We start from the raw sequence: 17807 nt of genomic DNA, 5'->3' as shown, positions 1-17807 counted from the left end.
CCGGTCTCCTGTCAGTCGTCCCACTTCTCGCCCTTGATGACGCGGACGAGCCGGCGGGCATGGTATTCCGCGCTGCCGGTGTTGACGATGGTAGCGTCGGGCGCCGCCGAGGCGTCCTCGACCGTGCGGCGCAGGCGGTTTTCGACCATGCCGTCGCTGCTTCGTGCGCGCATCGCAATCCGTTCAGCCAGGACGTTTGGCGGCGCGGTGATCAAAACCACCAGTACATCGGCATAGGTGCGGCGCGTTAGGCCAATCACGGTGCGCGATACGTTGGCGACGATGGTGCGTCCGGCGCGGATTTCGTCGTCGATCGCGCGCGGCAGCGCGTAACAATGGCCGTGAGCTTCCCAATGCATGGCATATTCGCCACGCGTCAACGCCTCATGAAACGTGCCGACGCTGACCTCTTCGTTTTCCTCCGATGCCGACGCCTCGCGCGTAATCACGCGGCGTGGAAATACGACGTTGCCATCATCAGCACAGGCTGCCTTGGCAACACCAAGCAGCGTATCCTTGCCGGCACCGCTCGGACCGACCACGAGCACCAACCGGCCCGGCCCGATTGCAGCGGTCTGATCTGCTGTTGTGGTCGTCAGCGTCTCCGTCATGCCACACGCCGCCCTTCCCGCCAGACGCTACGCACCACCGGAATGTCGCGGGCGACATGCACCCGGATCAAATCGGCCCGCTTGCCGGCTGCAATCTCACCCCGGTCGGCAAGGCCCACGGCTTCAGCAGGGGTCTTGGTGACGGTGCGGACGGCGGAGGCTAGATTGATCGCCGGAACATGCTGCGACAATTGCAGCGCGGCCATCAACAGGCTCGAGGGGATGTAGTCGGACGACAGGATATCCAGAAGCCCCTCGCGGGCGAGATCGATGGCGGCGATGTTGCCGGAGTGCGAGCCGCCCCGGACCACGTTCGGCGCGCCCATCAGGATGCCGATGCCGGCCTGATGCAGCCCGCGCGCGGCTTCCATCGTGGTCGGGAATTCCGCCACCGAAACCCGATCCTTTATCGCGTCAGCGACATTTTCCTCGGTGGTATCATCGTGGCTGGCGAGCGGGATTTCATATTGATGCGCAAGGGCCACGATTTCGCGCATGTTGGTCGCGGCATACGTCTTCTGATAATGGAAGCGCTTCTCGAACAGCGCATCGAGCTCGGCGTCGGTCTTGCCGCCGCCCTTGCCGCGGTAGTAGTCGCGCAGCTTGACCTCGTCGCGGAACTGGCGCTGGCCCGGCGTGTGGTCCATCAGCGACATCAGCCGCACGTCCGGCCGGTCGATCAGCTCTTTGGCTTCCTCGACCACGCTTGGCATCGGGATTTCGCAGCGCAGGTGCAGGAAGTGATCGGCACGGAGCAGGTTCGCGTCGCGCGCGGATGTGATCGCTTCCGCGAGCACGCCTGCCCTGCCGTCAACCTCCTCGGCGCCGTCCTCGCGCCAGACCCGCAGCGAATCCAGCACGGTGGTGATGCCCGACGTGGCCAACTGCCCGTCATAGGAAACTACCGCCGCGATCGGATCCCAGAATACTTTCGGGCGCGGTACATAGTGCATTTCGAGATGGTCGGTGTGCAACTCGATCAGGCCGGGCATGATAAGATCGCCGCCGGCGTCTTCGCTGCCTGCCGGCGCGCTTCCCTCGCCGAACTCGGCGATGCGGCCGTCGGCGAAAGCGACCCAGCCGCGTTCGATCACGCGATCGGCCAGCACAACGCGGGCGTTGCCGAGAACAGTTTCTTGCCTTGTCATCTCACATCTCTTCCTTCAGGCCGCGGCGGCAAATGACGTCACATCGACGATGCGGTCGGCGATCAGATGGCGTATCTCGTCGTCATGGACGATCGCCACCATCGCGACGCCCTGTCGCTTCTTCTGCCCGATCAGCTCGACGACGACAGCGCGATTGGCCGCATCGAGCGAGGCGGTCGGTTCATCCAGCAGCAGAATGGGCAGATCGGAAATGAACCCGCGCGCAATGTTGACCCGCTGCTGCTCGCCGCCGGAAAATGTCGACGGCGGCAGTGCCCATAGCCGCTCGGGAATGTTGAGACGGCGCAGCAGCGCGCCCGCCTGCTCGCGGGCTTCCACGCGTGCGGATCCGTTCGCAATCAGGGGCTCCGCCACCACGTCGATGGTGGCGACCCGCGGCACCGCACGCAAGAACTGGCTGACATATCCGATAGTCGAGCGGCGTACGCTGAGCACCTGCCGCGGCTCGGCAGTGGCAAGATCGATCGCCACGCCTCGGTGCCGGATGCCGATCCGGCCGCCATCGCAGCGGTAATTGCCAAAGATCATTTTCAGGATCGAGGATTTGCCGGCGCCTGATGGGCCCGACAGCACCACGCATTCCCCTGGCTCGACCTGAAACGACACGCCGCGCACCACCGGCAGCTCGACACCACCCTGCAGATGCATGGTGAAGGTCTTTTCGGCATTTGTGATGTCGATCATCGCAGTCATTGGCGCACTCATGCCGGCAGGATCGAAGAGACGAGCAATTGGGTATAGGGCTCGCGGGGGTCGTCGAGCACCTGGTCGGTCAACCCGGTTTCGATGACGCGGCCGCCCTTCATCACCATCACGCGATGCGACAATAGCCGCGCCACCGCGAGATCATGGGTGACGGCGATGGCGGCAAGGCCGAGTTCACTGACCAGATTGCGCATCAGATCGAGCAGCCGCGCCTGCACCGATACGTCGAGCCCGCCGGTCGGCTCGTCCATGAATACCAGGCGCGGCTCGGTGACCAGATTGCGCGCAATCTGCAGCCGCTGCCGCATGCCGCCGGAATAGGTCCGCGGCGCGTCGTCGATGCGGGCGGTATCGATCTCGACGCGCTCCAGCCAGGACGAGGCCATATCGCGGATGCGCCCGTAGTGATTCCAACCCACCGCCATCAGCCGTTCGCCGACATTGGCCCCGGCCGAGACCGCCATCCGCAGGCCCTGCGCGGGATCCTGGTGCACATAGCCCCAGTCGGTGCGGAACAGAAAGCGCCGCTCGGCTTCGCCAAGGCTTGCGAGGTCGCGCAACACGCCATCCCGCATCCGGTATGACACGCACCCACCAGTCGGCGTGAGCTGCGCGGACAACAGTTGCAGCAGCGTGGACTTTCCCGATCCGGACTCGCCGACGATTGCCAGCACCTCGCCGGGATAGAGCGCAAAGGATACGTCACGGCAGGCAGTCAACCGGCCATAGGTCTTGCCGAGGTGATCGGCGACCAGAAGCGGCTGGTCGTCCTGCACGAGATTGCCGGGCTCAAACATGTGCCCTCTCCTTGTGCGGCGCGGCGCTCTCGCTGCCGCGATGGCCGGCCTGCTGACGCTGCTCGCAATAGTCGGTGTCGGAACAGACGAACATCCGCCCGCCCTTGTCGTCGGTGACGATTTCGTCAAGATAGGAATCGCTGGCGCCGCACAGCGCGCAGGGCGCGTCGAACCGGTAGCGCGTGAACGGGTGATCCTCGAAGTCGAGCGAGACCACGTCGGTGTGCGGCGGGATCGCGTAGATGCGCTTTTCGCGGCCGGCGCCGAACAGTTGCAGCGCCGGACAATTATCCATCTTCGGATTGTCGAACTTCGGCGTCGGCGACGGGTCCATCACATAGCGCGCATTTACCTTCACCGGATACGCATAGGAGGTCGCGATATGGCCAAAGCGCGCAATGTCCTCGTACAGCTTGACGTGCATCAGGCCGTATTCGCCGAGCGCATGCATGCGCCGCGTCTCGGTCTCGCGCGGCTCCAGGAACCGCAGCGGCTCGGGGATCGGCACCTGATAGACCAGCACCTGCCCGGCATGCAGCGGCGCTTCCGGAATCCGGTGCCGGGTCTGGATCACAGTGGCATCCGTCGTAAACGTAGTGGTCGCGACGCCGGCCGTCTTGCCGAAGAATTTCCGAATCGAGATCGCGTTGGTGGTGTCGTCCGAACCCTGGTCGATCACCTTCAGCACGTCATCAGGGCCGAGGATTGCCGCCGTCACCTGCACACCGCCGGTGCCCCAGCCATAAGGCATCGGCATCTCGCGGCTGGCGAACGGCACTTGATAGCCGGGAATCGCGATCGCTTTCAGGATCGCGCGGCGGATCATCCGTTTTGTCTGCTCGTCGAGATAGGCGAAATTGTAAGCTGGCGCGTTCATTCGGCGGCCTCCCGCATCGGCGGCGTCTCGTTCGCCTCGACGAATTCCTTGCGCAGCTTTCGCAACAGGCCGAGTTCGGACTGGAAATCGACGTAATGCGGCAGCTTGAGATGCTCGACGAAGCCGGTCGCCTGCACATTGTCCGAATGCGACATCACGAATTCCTCGTCCTGGGCCGGCGCGACAACTTCCTCGCCGAGCTCGCGGGCGCGCAGGCTGCGATCGACCAGCGCCATCGACATGGTCTTGCGCTCGCTTTGTCCGAAGGCCAGACCATAGCCGCGCGTAAAACACGGCGCTTCTGTCGCCGATCCCTTGAACTGGTTGACCATCTGGCATTCCGTCAGCGCAATCGAACCGAGCGGAACGGCAAAGCCGGCGTCCTCGGCCACGAATTCCACCTCCACCTCGCCGAACCTGATCTCGCCGGCAAAGGGATGGTTGCGGCCATAGCCGCGCTGCGAGGAGTATCCGAGCGCCAGCAGAAAGCCCTCATCGGCGCGCGCCAGGTTTTGCAGGCGCAGATCGCGATCCGCCGGAAAACTGAGCGGCTCGCGCGTCAAGTCACCGATGGGAGCGCTAGCATCCGCGACAGGCGACGGCTCGATCAGGCCATCGCGGCCAAGAATATCGGTTACGCGTGGGGTCGCGCCTGTGGACACCTCACCGGTCGCAGGCGTATCGGGAGCGAATCCATCGGCGAGTTGCGGATCCAGCAGGCGATGGGTGTAGTCGAAGGTGGGACCAAGAATTTGCCCACCCGGAATATCCTTGAAGGTCGAGGAAATCCGGCGGCGCACCTGCATCGCACCCGTATCGACCGGCTCGGTCGCGCCAAAGCGCGGCAGCGTGGCGCGGAATGCGCGCACCAGAAAGATCGCCTCGATCAGGTCGCCGCGCGCCTGCTTGATGGCGAGCGCCGCGAGTTCGCGGTCATATAGCGAGCCTTCGGTCATGACGCGATCGACCCCAAGCGAAAGCTGCTCGGAGATCTGGGCCAGCGATACTTCGGGAACATCGCGGTCGCCGCGCCGCTCATGCGCCAGAAGACGATGGGCGTTCTCGATGGCGCGTTCGCCACCCTTGACGGCAACATACATGGTCAGCCTCCTCTCACGAGCCGCGTCGTGCGTGGTATTGCGACAATGGCGTCATCATGGACCAGCACGACGTCGATGCCGCGCGGAAACAACGCGGCATTTATGGCCAACCGCTCGAACAGATCCTGCGGCTGGATTGAAGCACGAAGCGCTGCCGCGCCGTCGATGCCGGGGCCCTGCAGCTCGACAACGGGGCCATCCGTCAGGCTTTCGACCTGCAGGATCAGCGTCGTCGAACGGTCCGGATATTCATTGCTGCCGAACGCGAAGCGATCCAGTGCCGGAAGGCTTTCGGCGCCGCCTATCAGCGCAAAACTGGCGATCGACGAGTCCGTAATAACTGGCGCGCTGGTGTGGAATTTGAGCCATTTGGCGGCATCCGGCGTCGCTGACATCCGCGAATCCAGCCAGACCGGCGTATCGTGATCGAACAGGGTCAGCGCTATAGCGGCCGTGCCGCGCATCATCGCAGCCGGCGTGCCAGCCGCAGGCGCGATACGCTGAACGCTGCCGGGACGGGCCATCGCATCCATCACGGACCGGAAGACCGATTGTGCCGACAACACCTTGTCGGCAAATCCTGCGGGCAGTTCGGCAACGCTCGTCATGTCAACCCTCACCCCGTACCAGTGTGTAGAAATCGACCCGTGTTGCCGCCGCCTCGGCTGCCTTGCGGTTTCGCCCTTCGATCATCGCCGCACGCAACGGCGCGACGACCTGGCCTTCGATCGCGCCAACGAATTTTTCCGATTGCACCATGGCATCGCACAGCGCGATCAGCCTGGCCTTCTCCCGGTCGCGGCCCAGCGTGTAGCCGAAGCCGACCTCGCCGGTCGACAGCCGCACGGCGGCACGCGACACCGTCGCCTCGCCGAGATTGAACGGCGCACCGTCACCGCCGACGCGGCCGCGCACCATGACGAGCCCATTTTCGGGCTCCCGCAGGTCTTCGTGCACTGGCAACGCCACCGTCGCGAGGTGCCCGGCGATGTCAGCCGTTGCGGAATGAGCCAGCACCGCCATCACGGCCTTGCGCCGCGCCTGCCCGCCGTTTTCGTCTGCCAGACTTTCGTTACTCGCCATCATATCGGCCTTGCCGGAATCAAGTTGTCTATGATAATAGACAACTTGATAACGAAGCGCCATGACAGATTCGTGACAATGAGGTGATTTTTGCCGATGCGCCATTTCGTTCCATGAGCGTTCAGGACACGCCCTCCGGCGTCGCGTTGTGGCGGCAGGTCGCCGACGGCATCGAGCGCGGCATTGCCGACGGCCGCTTTGCTGCCGGCGAAAAATTGCCGGGCGAGATCGAGATCGCCGAGACCTATCGGGTCAACCGCCACACCGTGCGCCGGGCGCTCGCCACACTCGCCGAGCGCGGCCTGGTGCGCGCCGAGCGCGGCAGCGGCACCTATGTCGAGACCCGGCGCCTCGCCTATCCGCTGCGCTCACGGACGCGGTTTTCCGAAATCGTCGGAGCCGGCGGCCGGGAGCCGCGCGGCCAATTCATCGATTCGGCCGAGGAAGAAGCCACGCGCGAGCTGGCGCGGGAGCTTGGATTGAAGACCGGAGCGCCCCTGATCCGGATCGAATCCGTACGGCTTGCCGACCGCGCGCCGATCTGCGTGAGCACCACGTGGCTTTCAGCAGGGCGCTTCCCCGACGCCGGAAAAGTGTTCGCCAATGTGCGCTCGATGACGAAATTGCTGGCGCATTACGGCATCCGGGATTTTCGCCGCGCGTCGACGCGGATCACCGCCGGTATCGTCGAGGCCATCGACGCCACCCGGCTGGACCTTACGCTCGGACGCCCAATTCTGGTGGTCGACAGCACCGACGTCGATACCGACGGCAAACCATTGGTGACCAAGCGCTCGCGCTTTGCTGCGGAGCGCGTCGAGTTTTTGGTCGAGAGTGGCTAGTCTAGCAGCGAGACATCATGAGATTGCCCGGTTGCCGATGATCGCGAAACGCAGTTTGCCCGAGATCCAGTCAATTGCCGATACCGCCATCAGGATAAGCAAAATCAGAAACGAAACCTTTTGCCATTCCAGCACCCGGATTTGTTCGGCAAGCTGAAGTCCAATCCCGCCTGCTCCGACGATTCCGATAATCGTCGCCGACCGCGTATTCGATTCAAAATAGTATAGCACCTGACTTAACAAGATCGGAAAGACCTGCGGCAGCAATCCGAACCGGACGCTATGGAGATGGTTGCCGCCCGATGATCGGACGCCTTCAGCGGGGTTCTTGTCGGCAGCCTCGATCGCTTCCGAGAATAACTTCCCAAAAGTCCCAAAATCGCTGCAGATCACCGCAAGGATACCTGCAAACGGGCCCAACCCCACGACGCCAACCCAGATGAGGGCCCAGATCAAGGTATCGACGCCACGGATGGTATCGAGGCTGCGGCGTGTCAAAAGGTGGACGATCCAGTTTGCAACCACATTGCGCGCCGCCAGCAGGGATACCGGTAACGCGAGCAGCGCCCCGCCCAGCGTGCCGAGAAATGCGATCGAAACCGTCTCTCCGAGCGCATGCAGATATTTCAATACTTCCGCCCAGGAACCAGGATTAGGCGGCAACATCAGCCGAACGAATTCACCCAGCCTGACCATTCCCTCGGAGAGCCGGTGAAAGGGAATGTCGAGTTGGACGATCCCGAACAGAAAAAGCGCAACCGCCCCGCCAACGCCTATTGCGATTTTTCCACGATGCCACCAATCCGGCCGGAAAAGGTCCGGGTGACGTTCGACGATGCCGGCCCGGCTTTCAAAACTGAAAGAATTCATGCAGCGGAGCCCTCCAGCCCGAGAAGGCGGTGGCGCACCCGCTCCGTGATAAAGTCGATCAACATGACGGTGACGACAATGAGCAAAAGGATGGCACTGACATCGGTGTAATAGAACTTGCGAACGGCCTCGATCAAATCCTGGCCGATCCCGCCGGCGCCGACAAAGCCCATCACGGCCGCGCCGCGCACGTTAATCTCAAATCTCAGCAGGGCATAGCTTACGAAGTTCGAGAGAACCTGAGGCACTGCGCCAAACCGGACAATCTGAAGCCAGCTTCCTCCGCTTGCCGCCACCCCCTCGATCGGTTTGTTATCGATATTCTCAACAACTTCGGCGAACTGCTTGCCCAGCGCTCCGGTGGTATGGATTGCGATGGCGAGAACGCCCGGCAGCGGCCCCAGACCAAACGCCAGCACGAAAATCAAGGCAAAGACGATCTCCGGCACGGTCCTGCAAAGTTCGAGAACGCGCCGCGTGACAAAAACGGTGGCACGCGACCTGACGAGATTGGCCGATGCAAGGAAGCAGAGAACGAATCCGCATATCGCTCCCGTGAGGGTTCCCATATACGCGATCAGCAACGTGTCTCCGAGGAGCTGCGTCCAGCGGGGCAGTCCCCAAAGCCACTCCGTGAGATCAACCCACGCAGTCGAGAACGAAAACTTAGGGGCGATGCTGACAAAATAGGCCGGAAAGCGCCAGAAATTCTCGACGAAGTTCCCAAAGTTGACATCGCCCATCCAGCCAGCGGCAATCGCCGCGGCGATCAGGACCGCCAAACCCAGCCATACGCGCCGCCGCTTGGCGGCAACTGCAGCTTCATAGCGATCGGCAAGCTCTTGCAGCCTGGCTTCCGGGAATTCGGGGACTGCTGTTCGCATGGGATGTTCAGGCAAGAGAATGGGCAGATCTCGCGATCTGCCCGATCCATCTGGACCCGCAGCTCCGTTCAGGATTTCTGCTTGCGGATGCTGTCGACAAACTTGGTCAGATCGATCACAGCCTCATAGGCCTTGTGATCAACCTCGACGAAGGGCAACTGCTTGCCCTCGTAGATCTTGTCGAAAGCGGCCTTGTCCTTCACCGCAATTTCCAGCACTGCCTTCTTGATCGCCGCCTTGAGGTCGGCAGGCAGGGAGGCGAGATACGCCATGGGCGAATTCACAATCTGTTCGGACTTCATGATGATCTTGAAATCGGCCGCCTTCGCCATGCCCTTGCGTTCCATTCGGAGCAGGTTCGACTCCTTCTCGTCGTTCCACCAGTTGAACGCCGCATCACAAGTACCTTGCGCAAGTCCGATCACCGCGTTTTCATGGCTTCCCGAGTAGACCACCTTGGAGAAAAACTTTTCCGGGTCGATGCCCATCTTGTCCATCGCGAAACGCGGCACGTTGTTGCCTGACGTTGAATTGGGATCGACAAGGCAGAGATTCTTCCCCTTCAGGTCCTTGATGTCCTTGTAGCTCGAATCGCTTTTGACATAGAGAACCGAATAATAGCCCTTGGTTCCGTCCCCATTCACTTCGATCGCGAACGGCTCAACCTTCGCACCGATGATGTAAGCGCGCGCGTAAGCCGACGGACCGAACATCGCTATATGGATGTTGCCTGACCGCTGACCTTCGATAACCGCGGCATAATCGTTGGCGATTCGCAGCGTGACTTTTGTGCCGAGTTCGCGCGACAGATACTGCGTCAGAGGTGTCCACCTATCGGTGGTGCCCGAGGCATTCTCATCGGGAACTTTTGCGAACACCAATTCAGGATATTTTGCCTTCCAGTCCTGAGCCGTGGCAGCCGAGGCTGAGAATGCCAACGCCGCCGCAGCGGCGAAAATCATACGACGATCTATCATGACGTCTCCTGTTTCGCAGTGATGAAGCTTGCGGGATTTCAGTCCCGCGCCACTCTTGATTTACAGACGCAGCACTCAGGCTGCGGCAACCGTGCCGAGAACAGGAATCGCCGCGCTGGCCGGCACATGCTCAGGCGCAACGCCCATCACCTCATCTGCCTCGAGATCGTAGAGTTCGCGCGCAATGCGATCGGTCAACGCCGCGGGCGCGCCGTCGAATACGATTCGCCCCGAAGCCATGCCGATCAGGCGGTCGCAGTAGCTGCGCGCCAGATCCAGCGAATGAAGATTGCAGACCACCGTGATCCCGAAGTGCTTGTTGATCCTCAGCAGCGCATCCATCACGATCCGGGTGTTGCGGGGATCGAGCGAGGCGATCGGCTCGTCGGCAAGTATCATTGCAGGCTGCTGAACCAGCGCACGCGCAATCGCGACGCGCTGCTGCTGGCCGCCCGAGAGCTGGTCGGCGCGCTGCGCCGCAATCGAGGCCATGTCGAATTGCTCGAGCGCCGACATCGCAATTGCCTTGTCCTCTTCGGGCCAGAGCTGCGCCAGCGACCGCCATGTCGGCACTGTTGAAAGCCGCCCCATCAGCACATTGGTCAGCACGTCGAGCCTTCCCACCAGATTGAACTGCTGAAAGATCATCGCCGACCTTGCACGCCACTGCCGCAAATCCTTGCCGCGCAGCGCGGTCACGTCGACGCCTTCGAACAGGATGCGCCCTTCGGAAGGTTCAGCGAGGCGGTTGATCATCCGAAGCAGCGTCGACTTGCCGGCGCCGGAGCGGCCGATCACGCCGACGAAGCTGCCGGGCGCGATCGAGAATGACGCGTTGTCCACTGCGGCTTTGGTGCCGAACCGGCACGTCAAACCTTCTACCACCAGCATGCACTGCTCCAGAGTTCCGGTCGTGGAGCATCGCTAACGGCTCGATCTTACAGTTGTGTGACACGAGTGCTGCGGTGCGGCGTTCGTCCACAGCCGTGGACGTCACGTGACCGTCATGATCCTGTCATCAAGCGCATCGAAGACGGGCAGACGCCGATGATCTTCCTCGATTGCTGATGGACGCTACCGATGGCCGGCAAGATGCTTTCCACTGAACCGGCCGTCGATCCCACTGCGTCGGTGCACGACTGCCAGCTTGGCGCTTACACTGAGGTCGGCGCCCGGACCATCCTGCTCGAGGTCACGATGGCGGATTATTCCTACGTCGTGAACGACTCGCAGATCACCTACACGACAACAGGGAAATTCTGTTCGATCGCGGCGATGACGCGAATCAACCCGGGCAATCATCCAATGCACCGCGCCTCGCAGGCGCATTTCACTTACCGCGCCAGCAGCTATTTTCCGGGCGAGAGCGACGACGCCGAATTCTTTGCATGGCGGCGCGGGCATCGCGTCCATATCGGCCATGACGTCTGGATCGGCCACGGCGCGGTCATCCTGCCCGGCCGCTCGGTCGGCACCGGCGCTGTGGTCGCTGCCGGCGCCATCGTGACCAAGGACGTCCCCGCCTACACGATCGTTGCAGGCAACCCGGCCCGGCCGATCAGGCGACGGTTTCCCGAATCCATTGCCGGGCGCCTTGCGGAACTTGCATGGTGGGACTGGGACCATGAGATGCTTCGCCGCGCCCTGCCCGATTTCCGCAAGCTCGATGTCGAGGGCTTTCTCGAGAAGTACGAAGCCGCCACCGGCTCGAGCCAACCGCGTTTCAACCAGAGTGCAGCATCGTGACCGAACTGTTCATCGAAGGTGGCCGGACCCTGCTCGGCCACGAGATCCTCGAAACCACGTTGCGGATTGCCGGCCGCGAAATCGTCGCCGTGGGTACGGACAACAGCCATGGCTCACCCGGCATAGATGCCAGCGGTTTGCTTGTGCTGCCGGGCATAGTCGATCTGCATGGCGATGCCTTCGAACGACAGATGATGCCGCGCCCCGGCGTCGACTTTCCGATCGACGTGGCGCTAATCGACAGTGACCGGCACGCGGTCAGCAACGGCATCACGACGGTCTATCACGCCACGACCTGGTCGTGGGAGCCTGGCCTGCGCAGCGCGGACAATGCACGGAAGTTGCTGGAGGCGATCGAGCAGATGCGGCCGCAGCTCGCCGCCGACACCCGCTTCCATTTGCGCCACGAGACCTACAATCTCGACGCGGAAAGCGAAATCATCGACTGGCTGTCGGAAGGCCGCGTCGACCTGTTCGCATTCAACGACCACATGGACTCGACCGTCGCCAGCCTCGCCAAACCGCAAAAGCGCAGCCGAATGGTCGAGCGCACGGGGCTCGCCAACGAGGCATTCGACCGCCTGGTGCAAAGCGTGGTCACCCGCAGCGACGACGTGCCGGCTTCGATCGCCCGGCTGGCACAGGCAGCGCGCGCCGCGGGCGTCCGGATGCTCTCGCACGACGACGAAAGCCCGGCGATGCGGCAGGCCTTTCGTGCGCAGGGCGTTGCCATCGCCGAATTTCCGGTCAACGAGGAGACCGCCCGCGACGCCGCTGAAGCCTCCGACTTCATCGTGTTCGGCGCGCCCAATGTCGTGCGCGGCGGCAGCCACACCGGCTGGACCAGGGCCTCCGACATGATCGCCAAGGGCCTGTGTTCGGTGCTGGCGTCCGACTATTATTATCCGGCGCCGCTGCTGGCGGCGTTTCGTCTCACGGCCGACGGCGTGCTGCCGCTGGCCGCCGCATGGCAATTGATCTCGTCGGCGCCGGCGCGCGCCGCCGGCCTCGCCGATCGTGGCTTGCTCGCCGCGGGACAGCGCGCCGACATCATTCTCGTCGATGACACGGTGCCGTTGCGGCCACGAATCGTCGCGGTCGTTGCTGCGGGGCGTCTGGTGCATCTGACCGAGGCACACCGTCTCGTCCGTTCGTCCATCGCTCCACGCAAGGCAGTTGCAGCCGCGTAAGGCGCCCCTATTCTGGTGAGATGGCAAACTATCCCCGTTACGCAATCTATTACACTGCCGCACCCGGCAGCGCGCTCGACCGGTTCGGCGCGTCGTTGCTCGGTTACGACGCCTATGGCGGCGACGAACTGCCCTTTCCGGACGGCGTCATGCAGACGATCCCGGACTGGCGCGACCTGACGCTGGATCCCCGCAAATACGGCTTTCATGCCACGCTGAAAGCGCCGATGACGCTGGCCGACGGCAAAGCCGAAGCGCGGCTTGCCGCAGCATGCGAGTTGTTCGCCGATCTGGCCCGGCCTGTGCCGGTGATCCAACCGGTCGTCGATTCGATCAGCGGCTTTATCGCGGTGATTCCAGCCGAACCGTCGGCAGAGCTCGAAGTGCTCGCCGCCGACGCGACCAAGGCATTCGATTCGTTCCGCGCCCCCCTTAGCCCGGAAGACCGTGCGCGGCGAAATCCGGCGGCGCTGGCCCCGCGGCAGCGCGACTATCTCGACCGCTGGGGCTACCCTTACGTCTTTGAAGAATTTCGCTTCCACATGACGCTGACGGGGCGGCTTCCCGCAGAACGGCGCGAGCAGGTTGTGGCGATGCTGCGCAGCAGGTTTGCAGCGACGGGCATCGGTCCGCTCGCGATCGACGCGATTGCCCTGTGCCGTCAGGACAATCCAAATTCGCGGTTTCGGGTCATTGGCCGCTGGCAACTGCAGAACTGACGCTGCCGCCCCTCATTCCGCCAGCGCTTCTTTCCGCGTTTTCAGTATTTGCGGCGACAGCATTGCCAGCAACAAAATGGCGACGACGCCGAGGATGACGGCGCTGATCGGCCGCGACAGAAAGACCGTGAAATCGCCGTCCGCGATCAGCATCGCGCGCCGAAAATTTTCCTCGAGCTGCGGGCCCAGCACGAGGCCGAGCAGCAGCGGCGCCGGCTCGACGCCGATCTTGATGAAGAAATAGCCGATCAGGGCGCACCCCATCATCAACCAGACATTGAACAGGCTGTTGGCGATGCCATAGGTGCCGATGCAGCAGAACAGGACGATGGCGGGAAACAGCAGCCGATAGGGAATCTTCAGCATCGAGACCCATAGGCCGATCAACGGAAGGTTGATCACCAGCAGCATCAGATTGCCGACCCACATGCTGGCGATGACGCCCCAGACGAGCTTGGGTTGCTCGGTCATGATCTGCGGGCCGGGCTGGATGCCCTGCATCATCAGCGCGCCGATCATCAGCGCCATCAGGGCGTTGGCGGGAATGCCGAGCGTCAGCAGCGGAATGAAGCTGGTCTGGGCGCCGGCATTGTTGGCGGCCTCTGGCCCTGCGACGCCCTCGATGGCGCCCTTGCCGAAGCGCGAGGGATCGCGCGCGAGCTTCTTCTCCAGCGCGTAGGAGGAGAACGGCGGCAGCGCGGCGCCACCGCCAGGCAATACCCCCAGCACGGAGCCCAGCGCCGTGCCGCGCAGCATGGCCGGAAAGGCGGCCCGCAGGTCCTCCCGGCTCGGGATCAGGCTGCGGATCGACTGGCTGACGACGCGGCGCTCGGTCGGCCGCTCCAGATTGGCGATGATTTCGCCGAGCCCGAAGAGACCCATCGCGATCGGTACGAAATCGAGGCCATCCGACAGAGCGGGAATGCCGAAGGTCATGCGCGCAACGCCCGAGCTGACATCGATCCCGACGAGACCGAGCAGCAGCCCTAGCAGCACCATCGCCAGTGATTTGGCGACCGAACCATGCGCGAGGACGACCGCGGCGATCAGGCCGAGCACCAGGAGACTGAAATATTCGACCGCGGTGAATTTGAGCGCCAGCATCGACAACGGCACGCTGAGCACCGCGATCACGATCGTCGCCATCGTGCCGGCAAAGAACGAGGCGATGGCTGCAATGGCGAGCGCAGTTCCGGCCTTGCCCTGCTTGGCCATCTCGTGACCGTCGATACAGGTGACGACCGACGACGTCTCACCCGGCACATTGACCAGGATGGCGGTGGTCGAGCCGCCATATTGCGCGCCGTAGAAGATGCCGGCCAGCATGATCATGGCGCTGGGGGGCGACAGGCCGAAGGTGAAGGGCAACAGCAACGCCACCGTCGGAATCGGGCCGATGCCGGGCAGCACGCCGATAGCGGTGCCGATGACCACGCCGATCAGGCAGAACATCAGGTTGTTGAGCTCAAGGGCCGTCGAAAGACCCATCAGCAGATTGTCGAAAAGTTCCATATGCGTCTGCTTTCGGGGCGCGATACCGGGAGAAGCGAGCCCGTTGACGGCGACGAGCTCGATCGTGATGCAGGACAGGTCAGGTTACGGCGCGCATGCCAATCGTGCTGCGCTAGCGGGGCCAGATCGGGATCGGCAAGCCCAATAGCTTGACGAACAGAAGCACCGCGGCACCCGAAAGCACGACGGCAAACGCCACTGTCTCGACGAGCCGCCCTTCCCGCGTGCCGAGGCTGGCGAGCAGTACAGCGGCGACGGAGGCGATCGCGAGGCCGAGGCGCTCGGCCGTCAGCGCGAAAACGCCGACAGACGCCAGAATCGCAAGCAACGGCCGCAACTGAACGGGCGCGATGCCGACTTGCATGCGCCAAAGCCCGCGCCCGCTGAAGAAGAGACCGAAGGCCATCAGCGCGAGCGCGACAACGCGAGGCATGTAGCCCGGCCCCATATCGGCCGCGTGGCCGATCACCAGGTTGCGCGTGGCGACGAGGGTACCCGTCGACACCGCCACCAGAAACAGGCCGAACAGCAGATCCTGCAGGTCGATCCGGGAACGCGTCATCGGCCCAGTCTCAGCTACCCTTGATGCCGGCTTCGCGGATGATCGTGCCCCAACGGGCCGTCGCATCCTTGAGCCAGTTGCGGAACTCCTCCGGCGATTGGGCCTTCACGACGCCGCCCTGCTCAGCGATCTTCTGCTGAATTTCGGGCATCTCCAGGATCTTGCGGATTTCGGTATTCAATCTCGCAACCATGGCCGGCGGCGTGCCGCCGGTGGTCAGGATGCCCTGCCAGGTCCCTGCATCGCCGCCGGGCAGGCCCGCCTCCTTGAAGGTCGGCAGATCGGGAGCCGACGCGATGCGCTGCTCGCCGGTGACGGCAAGTCCGACAAGCTGCTTGTTCACCACGAAGGGCATCGTTGCCGCAGCGCCGTTGATGATCACGCCGCTCTCGCCGGATACGACGGCGCGCGAGGCAGCCGCCCCGCCCTTGTAGGGAATGTTCTTCCACTGAATTTCGAGTTGCTTCGCCATCGCCACGGCCGTGATGTGGGTGGCGCCACCGACGCCTGAATTGGCGATGGTGAGCTTGTTCGGATTGGCCTTGGCGTAGTCGATCAGTTCCTTCGTCGACTTCACCGGGACCGATTCATGGACGGCCAGGACGTAGGGGCCGAACATCACCATGGAAATGGGCGCCAGGTCCTTTTGAACGTCGAACGTGAGATCGGAAAACAGGCTGGGCGCCGTCGCAAGCGAGGCAACATCCATCAGCAACAAAGTGTGGCCGTCAGGCTGCGCCTTGGCGACGGCGTCGGCCCCGAGATTGCCGGCCGCGCCGGGTTTGTTCTCGACCACGACCGACTGCCCGATGGCGGCGGATAGCTTCGGGCTGATCAGGCGGGCAAGAATGTCCGAGGTGCCACCGGGAGCGAAAGGCACGATCAGGCGCACGGGCCGCTCGAAATTCTGGGCCTCGGCCCCGCTTGATGCCAGGGCACTCAGCGAAAGGACTGCGGCGGCGATCGCCCGGGCGAGAGATGGCATAGACATCGTTCTTCCTCCGTTTCAAAGCGCAGTTCAGCGCGATCCCGCCGTTTCACCGGCAGGCTGCAGGCCTTCGAGGCTGCGTTGGGAGAAATGATAGGTCATGGGCAGGGTCGCCCATGAACTAGTCTGCGGATAGGTCGATACCTTTTTTGGATGGATCGGCCGTGTCTCAGCCTGTAGAAGCAAGGCATCCGGCAGATGGCCGGGCCCGTCTCAGGTCGAAAATGCAGGTTTCATGTTTGAGTTGAGCCAGTTGCGCTGCTTCGTTGCAGTTGCAGAAGAACTGCATTTCGGGCGTGCGGCGCTGCGGCTGAACATGACGCAGCCGCCGCTCAGCCGCCAGATCCAGATTCTCGAACGCGTCCTCGATGTGACGCTGCTGGAACGCAGCAACCGGGCCGTCAGGCTGACGCCCGCGGGGCAGCGTTTTCTGACCGATGCGCGGCATCTCCTCAAGCTGGCGGAAAGCGCGGCCGTGCTGGCCCGGCGGATGGCGAACGGCAAGGCGGGATCGATCAATATCGGCTTCACGGCGACCTCCGCCTACAGCTACGTGCCGGCGCTGGTCGCCGCCTGCCGGCGTGAACTGCCCGACATCGAGATATCGCTGAAAGAAATGGTCTCCAGCGACCAGCTCAAACGGCTCGATTCCGGCGAGGTCGATATCGGCCTGCTCCGCCCGCCGATTCCACGTGGCAATCTTGCCGCCTTCCGCGTGACGGCGGAGCCGCTGATCGCGGCACTGCCGAGCGGCCACCCGCTGGCGCAGGCGGCCCAGTTGCGTCTGGAGGATCTCGCGGGCGAGCCCTTCATCATGTATGAGCCCTATGAAGCCCGCTATTTCCACGATCTTCTGGTCGAGCTGTTTTCACGCGCAAGTCTGGCGCCGAACTATACGCAGCATCTCGCTCAGATCCATTCGATCCTCGCCATGGTGCATTCCGGTGTCGGCGTAGCGCTGGTCCCCGAGGCCGCGTTGAATCTGAATTTCAGCGGCGTGGTGCTGCGTCCCGTCCTGATGCAGTGGCAGCGGCCGGCCGAGTTGTTCTTTGTCTGGCGCGGCGACAACGACAATCCGCTCCTTCCCGTCATTGCCGGCGTCGCGCGAAACCTTGCCGCTCAGGCCGGCTCGATCCAATCAATGGATCGATCGATACAGTGATTGGTCTCCGTCC

20 protein-coding genes are annotated in these 17807 nt (G+C 63.1%); 5 read left to right on the top strand and 15 right to left on the bottom strand.

The genetic code is table 11. The features are described 5' to 3' along the window. Positions 1-11 precede the first annotated feature (11 nt). Genes phnN through phnG form a run of 8 tightly spaced genes read right to left on the bottom strand, consistent with a single transcriptional unit; the run spans position 12 to position 6282 of the window. Entirely contained in the window at positions 12-611 is a 600-nt protein-coding gene (gene phnN / locus V1279_RS10500; RefSeq protein WP_334435049.1) for a phosphonate metabolism protein/1,5-bisphosphokinase (PRPP-forming) PhnN, read from the bottom strand. Beyond that, the gene (locus V1279_RS10495; RefSeq protein ID WP_334435046.1) at positions 608-1759 is read right to left on the bottom strand and encodes an alpha-D-ribose 1-methylphosphonate 5-triphosphate diphosphatase; all 1152 of its coding nucleotides are present in this window, start codon (positions 1757-1759) and stop codon (positions 608-610) included. The genes phnN and V1279_RS10495 overlap by 4 nt, the downstream gene beginning before the upstream one ends. Before the next feature lie 15 nt (positions 1760-1774). Continuing rightward, entirely contained in the window at positions 1775-2473 is a 699-nt protein-coding gene (phnL, locus tag V1279_RS10490; RefSeq protein WP_334435043.1) for a phosphonate C-P lyase system protein PhnL, read from the bottom strand. A gap of 8 nt (positions 2474-2481) precedes the next feature. Beyond that, positions 2482-3282 (bottom strand): phosphonate C-P lyase system protein PhnK, encoded by an 801-nt coding sequence (phnK, locus tag V1279_RS10485; protein ID WP_334435041.1) that lies wholly within the window; start codon positions 3280-3282, stop codon positions 2482-2484. After that, positions 3275-4159: an alpha-D-ribose 1-methylphosphonate 5-phosphate C-P-lyase PhnJ gene (locus tag V1279_RS10480; RefSeq protein ID WP_334435039.1), complete on the bottom strand. Its 885-nt coding sequence runs from the start codon at positions 4157-4159 to the stop codon at positions 3275-3277. Before V1279_RS10480 ends, phnK begins: the two co-directional genes overlap by 8 nt. Beyond that, positions 4156-5259 carry a carbon-phosphorus lyase complex subunit PhnI gene (locus tag V1279_RS10475; RefSeq protein WP_334435036.1) on the bottom strand — a complete coding sequence of 368 codons (1104 nt, stop codon included), beginning with the start codon at positions 5257-5259 and terminating at the stop codon, positions 4156-4158. The genes V1279_RS10480 and V1279_RS10475 overlap by 4 nt, the downstream gene beginning before the upstream one ends. Positions 5260-5261: 2 nt before the next feature. Beyond that, the gene (phnH, locus tag V1279_RS10470; protein ID WP_334435033.1) at positions 5262-5867 is read right to left on the bottom strand and encodes a phosphonate C-P lyase system protein PhnH; all 606 of its coding nucleotides are present in this window, start codon (positions 5865-5867) and stop codon (positions 5262-5264) included. Between the two features lies 1 nt (position 5868). Further along, complete coding sequence (phnG, locus tag V1279_RS10465) at positions 5869-6282, bottom strand: phosphonate C-P lyase system protein PhnG (protein WP_334446315.1); 414 nt, start codon at positions 6280-6282, stop codon at positions 5869-5871. Between the two features lie 173 nt (positions 6283-6455). Between phnG and phnF the strand changes: the two genes are divergently transcribed. After that, the gene (phnF, locus tag V1279_RS10460) at positions 6456-7184 is read left to right on the top strand and encodes a phosphonate metabolism transcriptional regulator PhnF (RefSeq protein WP_334435030.1); all 729 of its coding nucleotides are present in this window, start codon (positions 6456-6458) and stop codon (positions 7182-7184) included. 15 nt (positions 7185-7199) lie between these two features. On the opposite strand, the gene phnE (V1279_RS10455) is transcribed toward phnF, so the two are convergent. The 4 genes from phnE (V1279_RS10455) to phnC form a co-directional block, all read right to left on the bottom strand. Further along, positions 7200-8054, bottom strand: a complete 855-nt coding sequence (gene phnE / locus V1279_RS10455; RefSeq protein ID WP_334435028.1) for a phosphonate ABC transporter, permease protein PhnE — start codon at positions 8052-8054, stop codon at positions 7200-7202. Then, positions 8051-8938: a phosphonate ABC transporter, permease protein PhnE gene (gene phnE, locus V1279_RS10450; protein ID WP_334435026.1), complete on the bottom strand. Its 888-nt coding sequence runs from the start codon at positions 8936-8938 to the stop codon at positions 8051-8053. Before phnE (V1279_RS10450) ends, phnE (V1279_RS10455) begins: the two co-directional genes overlap by 4 nt. Before the next feature lie 68 nt (positions 8939-9006). Next, positions 9007-9915: a phosphonate ABC transporter substrate-binding protein gene (phnD, locus tag V1279_RS10445; RefSeq protein ID WP_334435023.1), complete on the bottom strand. Its 909-nt coding sequence runs from the start codon at positions 9913-9915 to the stop codon at positions 9007-9009. A 75-nt stretch (positions 9916-9990) separates the two neighbouring features. Then, complete coding sequence (phnC, locus tag V1279_RS10440; protein ID WP_334435021.1) at positions 9991-10806, bottom strand: phosphonate ABC transporter ATP-binding protein; 816 nt, start codon at positions 10804-10806, stop codon at positions 9991-9993. A 189-nt stretch (positions 10807-10995) separates the two neighbouring features. Here phnC and V1279_RS10435 point away from each other — a divergent pair, with 189 nt between their 5' ends. The 3 genes from V1279_RS10435 to V1279_RS10425 are packed head-to-tail and all read left to right on the top strand — an operon-like array spanning position 10996 to position 13570. Further along, complete coding sequence (locus V1279_RS10435; protein ID WP_334435019.1) at positions 10996-11661, top strand: transferase hexapeptide repeat family protein; 666 nt, start codon at positions 10996-10998, stop codon at positions 11659-11661. Continuing rightward, positions 11658-12851 (top strand): alpha-D-ribose 1-methylphosphonate 5-triphosphate diphosphatase, encoded by a 1194-nt coding sequence (locus V1279_RS10430; RefSeq protein WP_334435017.1) that lies wholly within the window; start codon positions 11658-11660, stop codon positions 12849-12851. The genes V1279_RS10435 and V1279_RS10430 overlap by 4 nt, the downstream gene beginning before the upstream one ends. Before the next feature lie 20 nt (positions 12852-12871). Then, positions 12872-13570, top strand: a complete 699-nt coding sequence (locus V1279_RS10425; RefSeq protein ID WP_334435015.1) for a DUF1045 domain-containing protein — start codon at positions 12872-12874, stop codon at positions 13568-13570. A gap of 12 nt (positions 13571-13582) precedes the next feature. On the opposite strand, the gene V1279_RS10420 is transcribed toward V1279_RS10425, so the two are convergent. The 3 genes from V1279_RS10420 to V1279_RS10410 all read right to left on the bottom strand — a co-directional run bounded on the left by V1279_RS10420 (position 13583) and on the right by V1279_RS10410 (position 16635). Then, entirely contained in the window at positions 13583-15082 is a 1500-nt protein-coding gene (locus tag V1279_RS10420) for a tripartite tricarboxylate transporter permease (RefSeq protein ID WP_334435013.1), read from the bottom strand. Between the two features lie 112 nt (positions 15083-15194). Beyond that, positions 15195-15644: a tripartite tricarboxylate transporter TctB family protein gene (locus V1279_RS10415; RefSeq protein ID WP_334435011.1), complete on the bottom strand. Its 450-nt coding sequence runs from the start codon at positions 15642-15644 to the stop codon at positions 15195-15197. Between the two features lie 10 nt (positions 15645-15654). Continuing rightward, on the bottom strand, positions 15655-16635 hold the full coding sequence (locus V1279_RS10410) for a Bug family tripartite tricarboxylate transporter substrate binding protein (RefSeq protein ID WP_334435008.1): 981 nt from the start codon (positions 16633-16635) through the stop codon (positions 15655-15657). A 232-nt stretch (positions 16636-16867) separates the two neighbouring features. On the opposite strand from V1279_RS10410, the gene V1279_RS10405 reads away from it, so the two are divergent. Continuing rightward, positions 16868-17794, top strand: a complete 927-nt coding sequence (locus V1279_RS10405; protein ID WP_334435005.1) for a LysR substrate-binding domain-containing protein — start codon at positions 16868-16870, stop codon at positions 17792-17794. Positions 17795-17807: the final 13 nt, after the last annotated feature.

This window comes from Bradyrhizobium sp. AZCC 1610, assembly GCF_036924515.1.
Classification (GTDB): Bacteria; Pseudomonadota; Alphaproteobacteria; order Rhizobiales; family Xanthobacteraceae; genus Bradyrhizobium.
The sequence above is the reverse complement of the archived record's forward strand: the minus strand, read 5'-3'. Positions and strand labels throughout refer to the sequence as shown.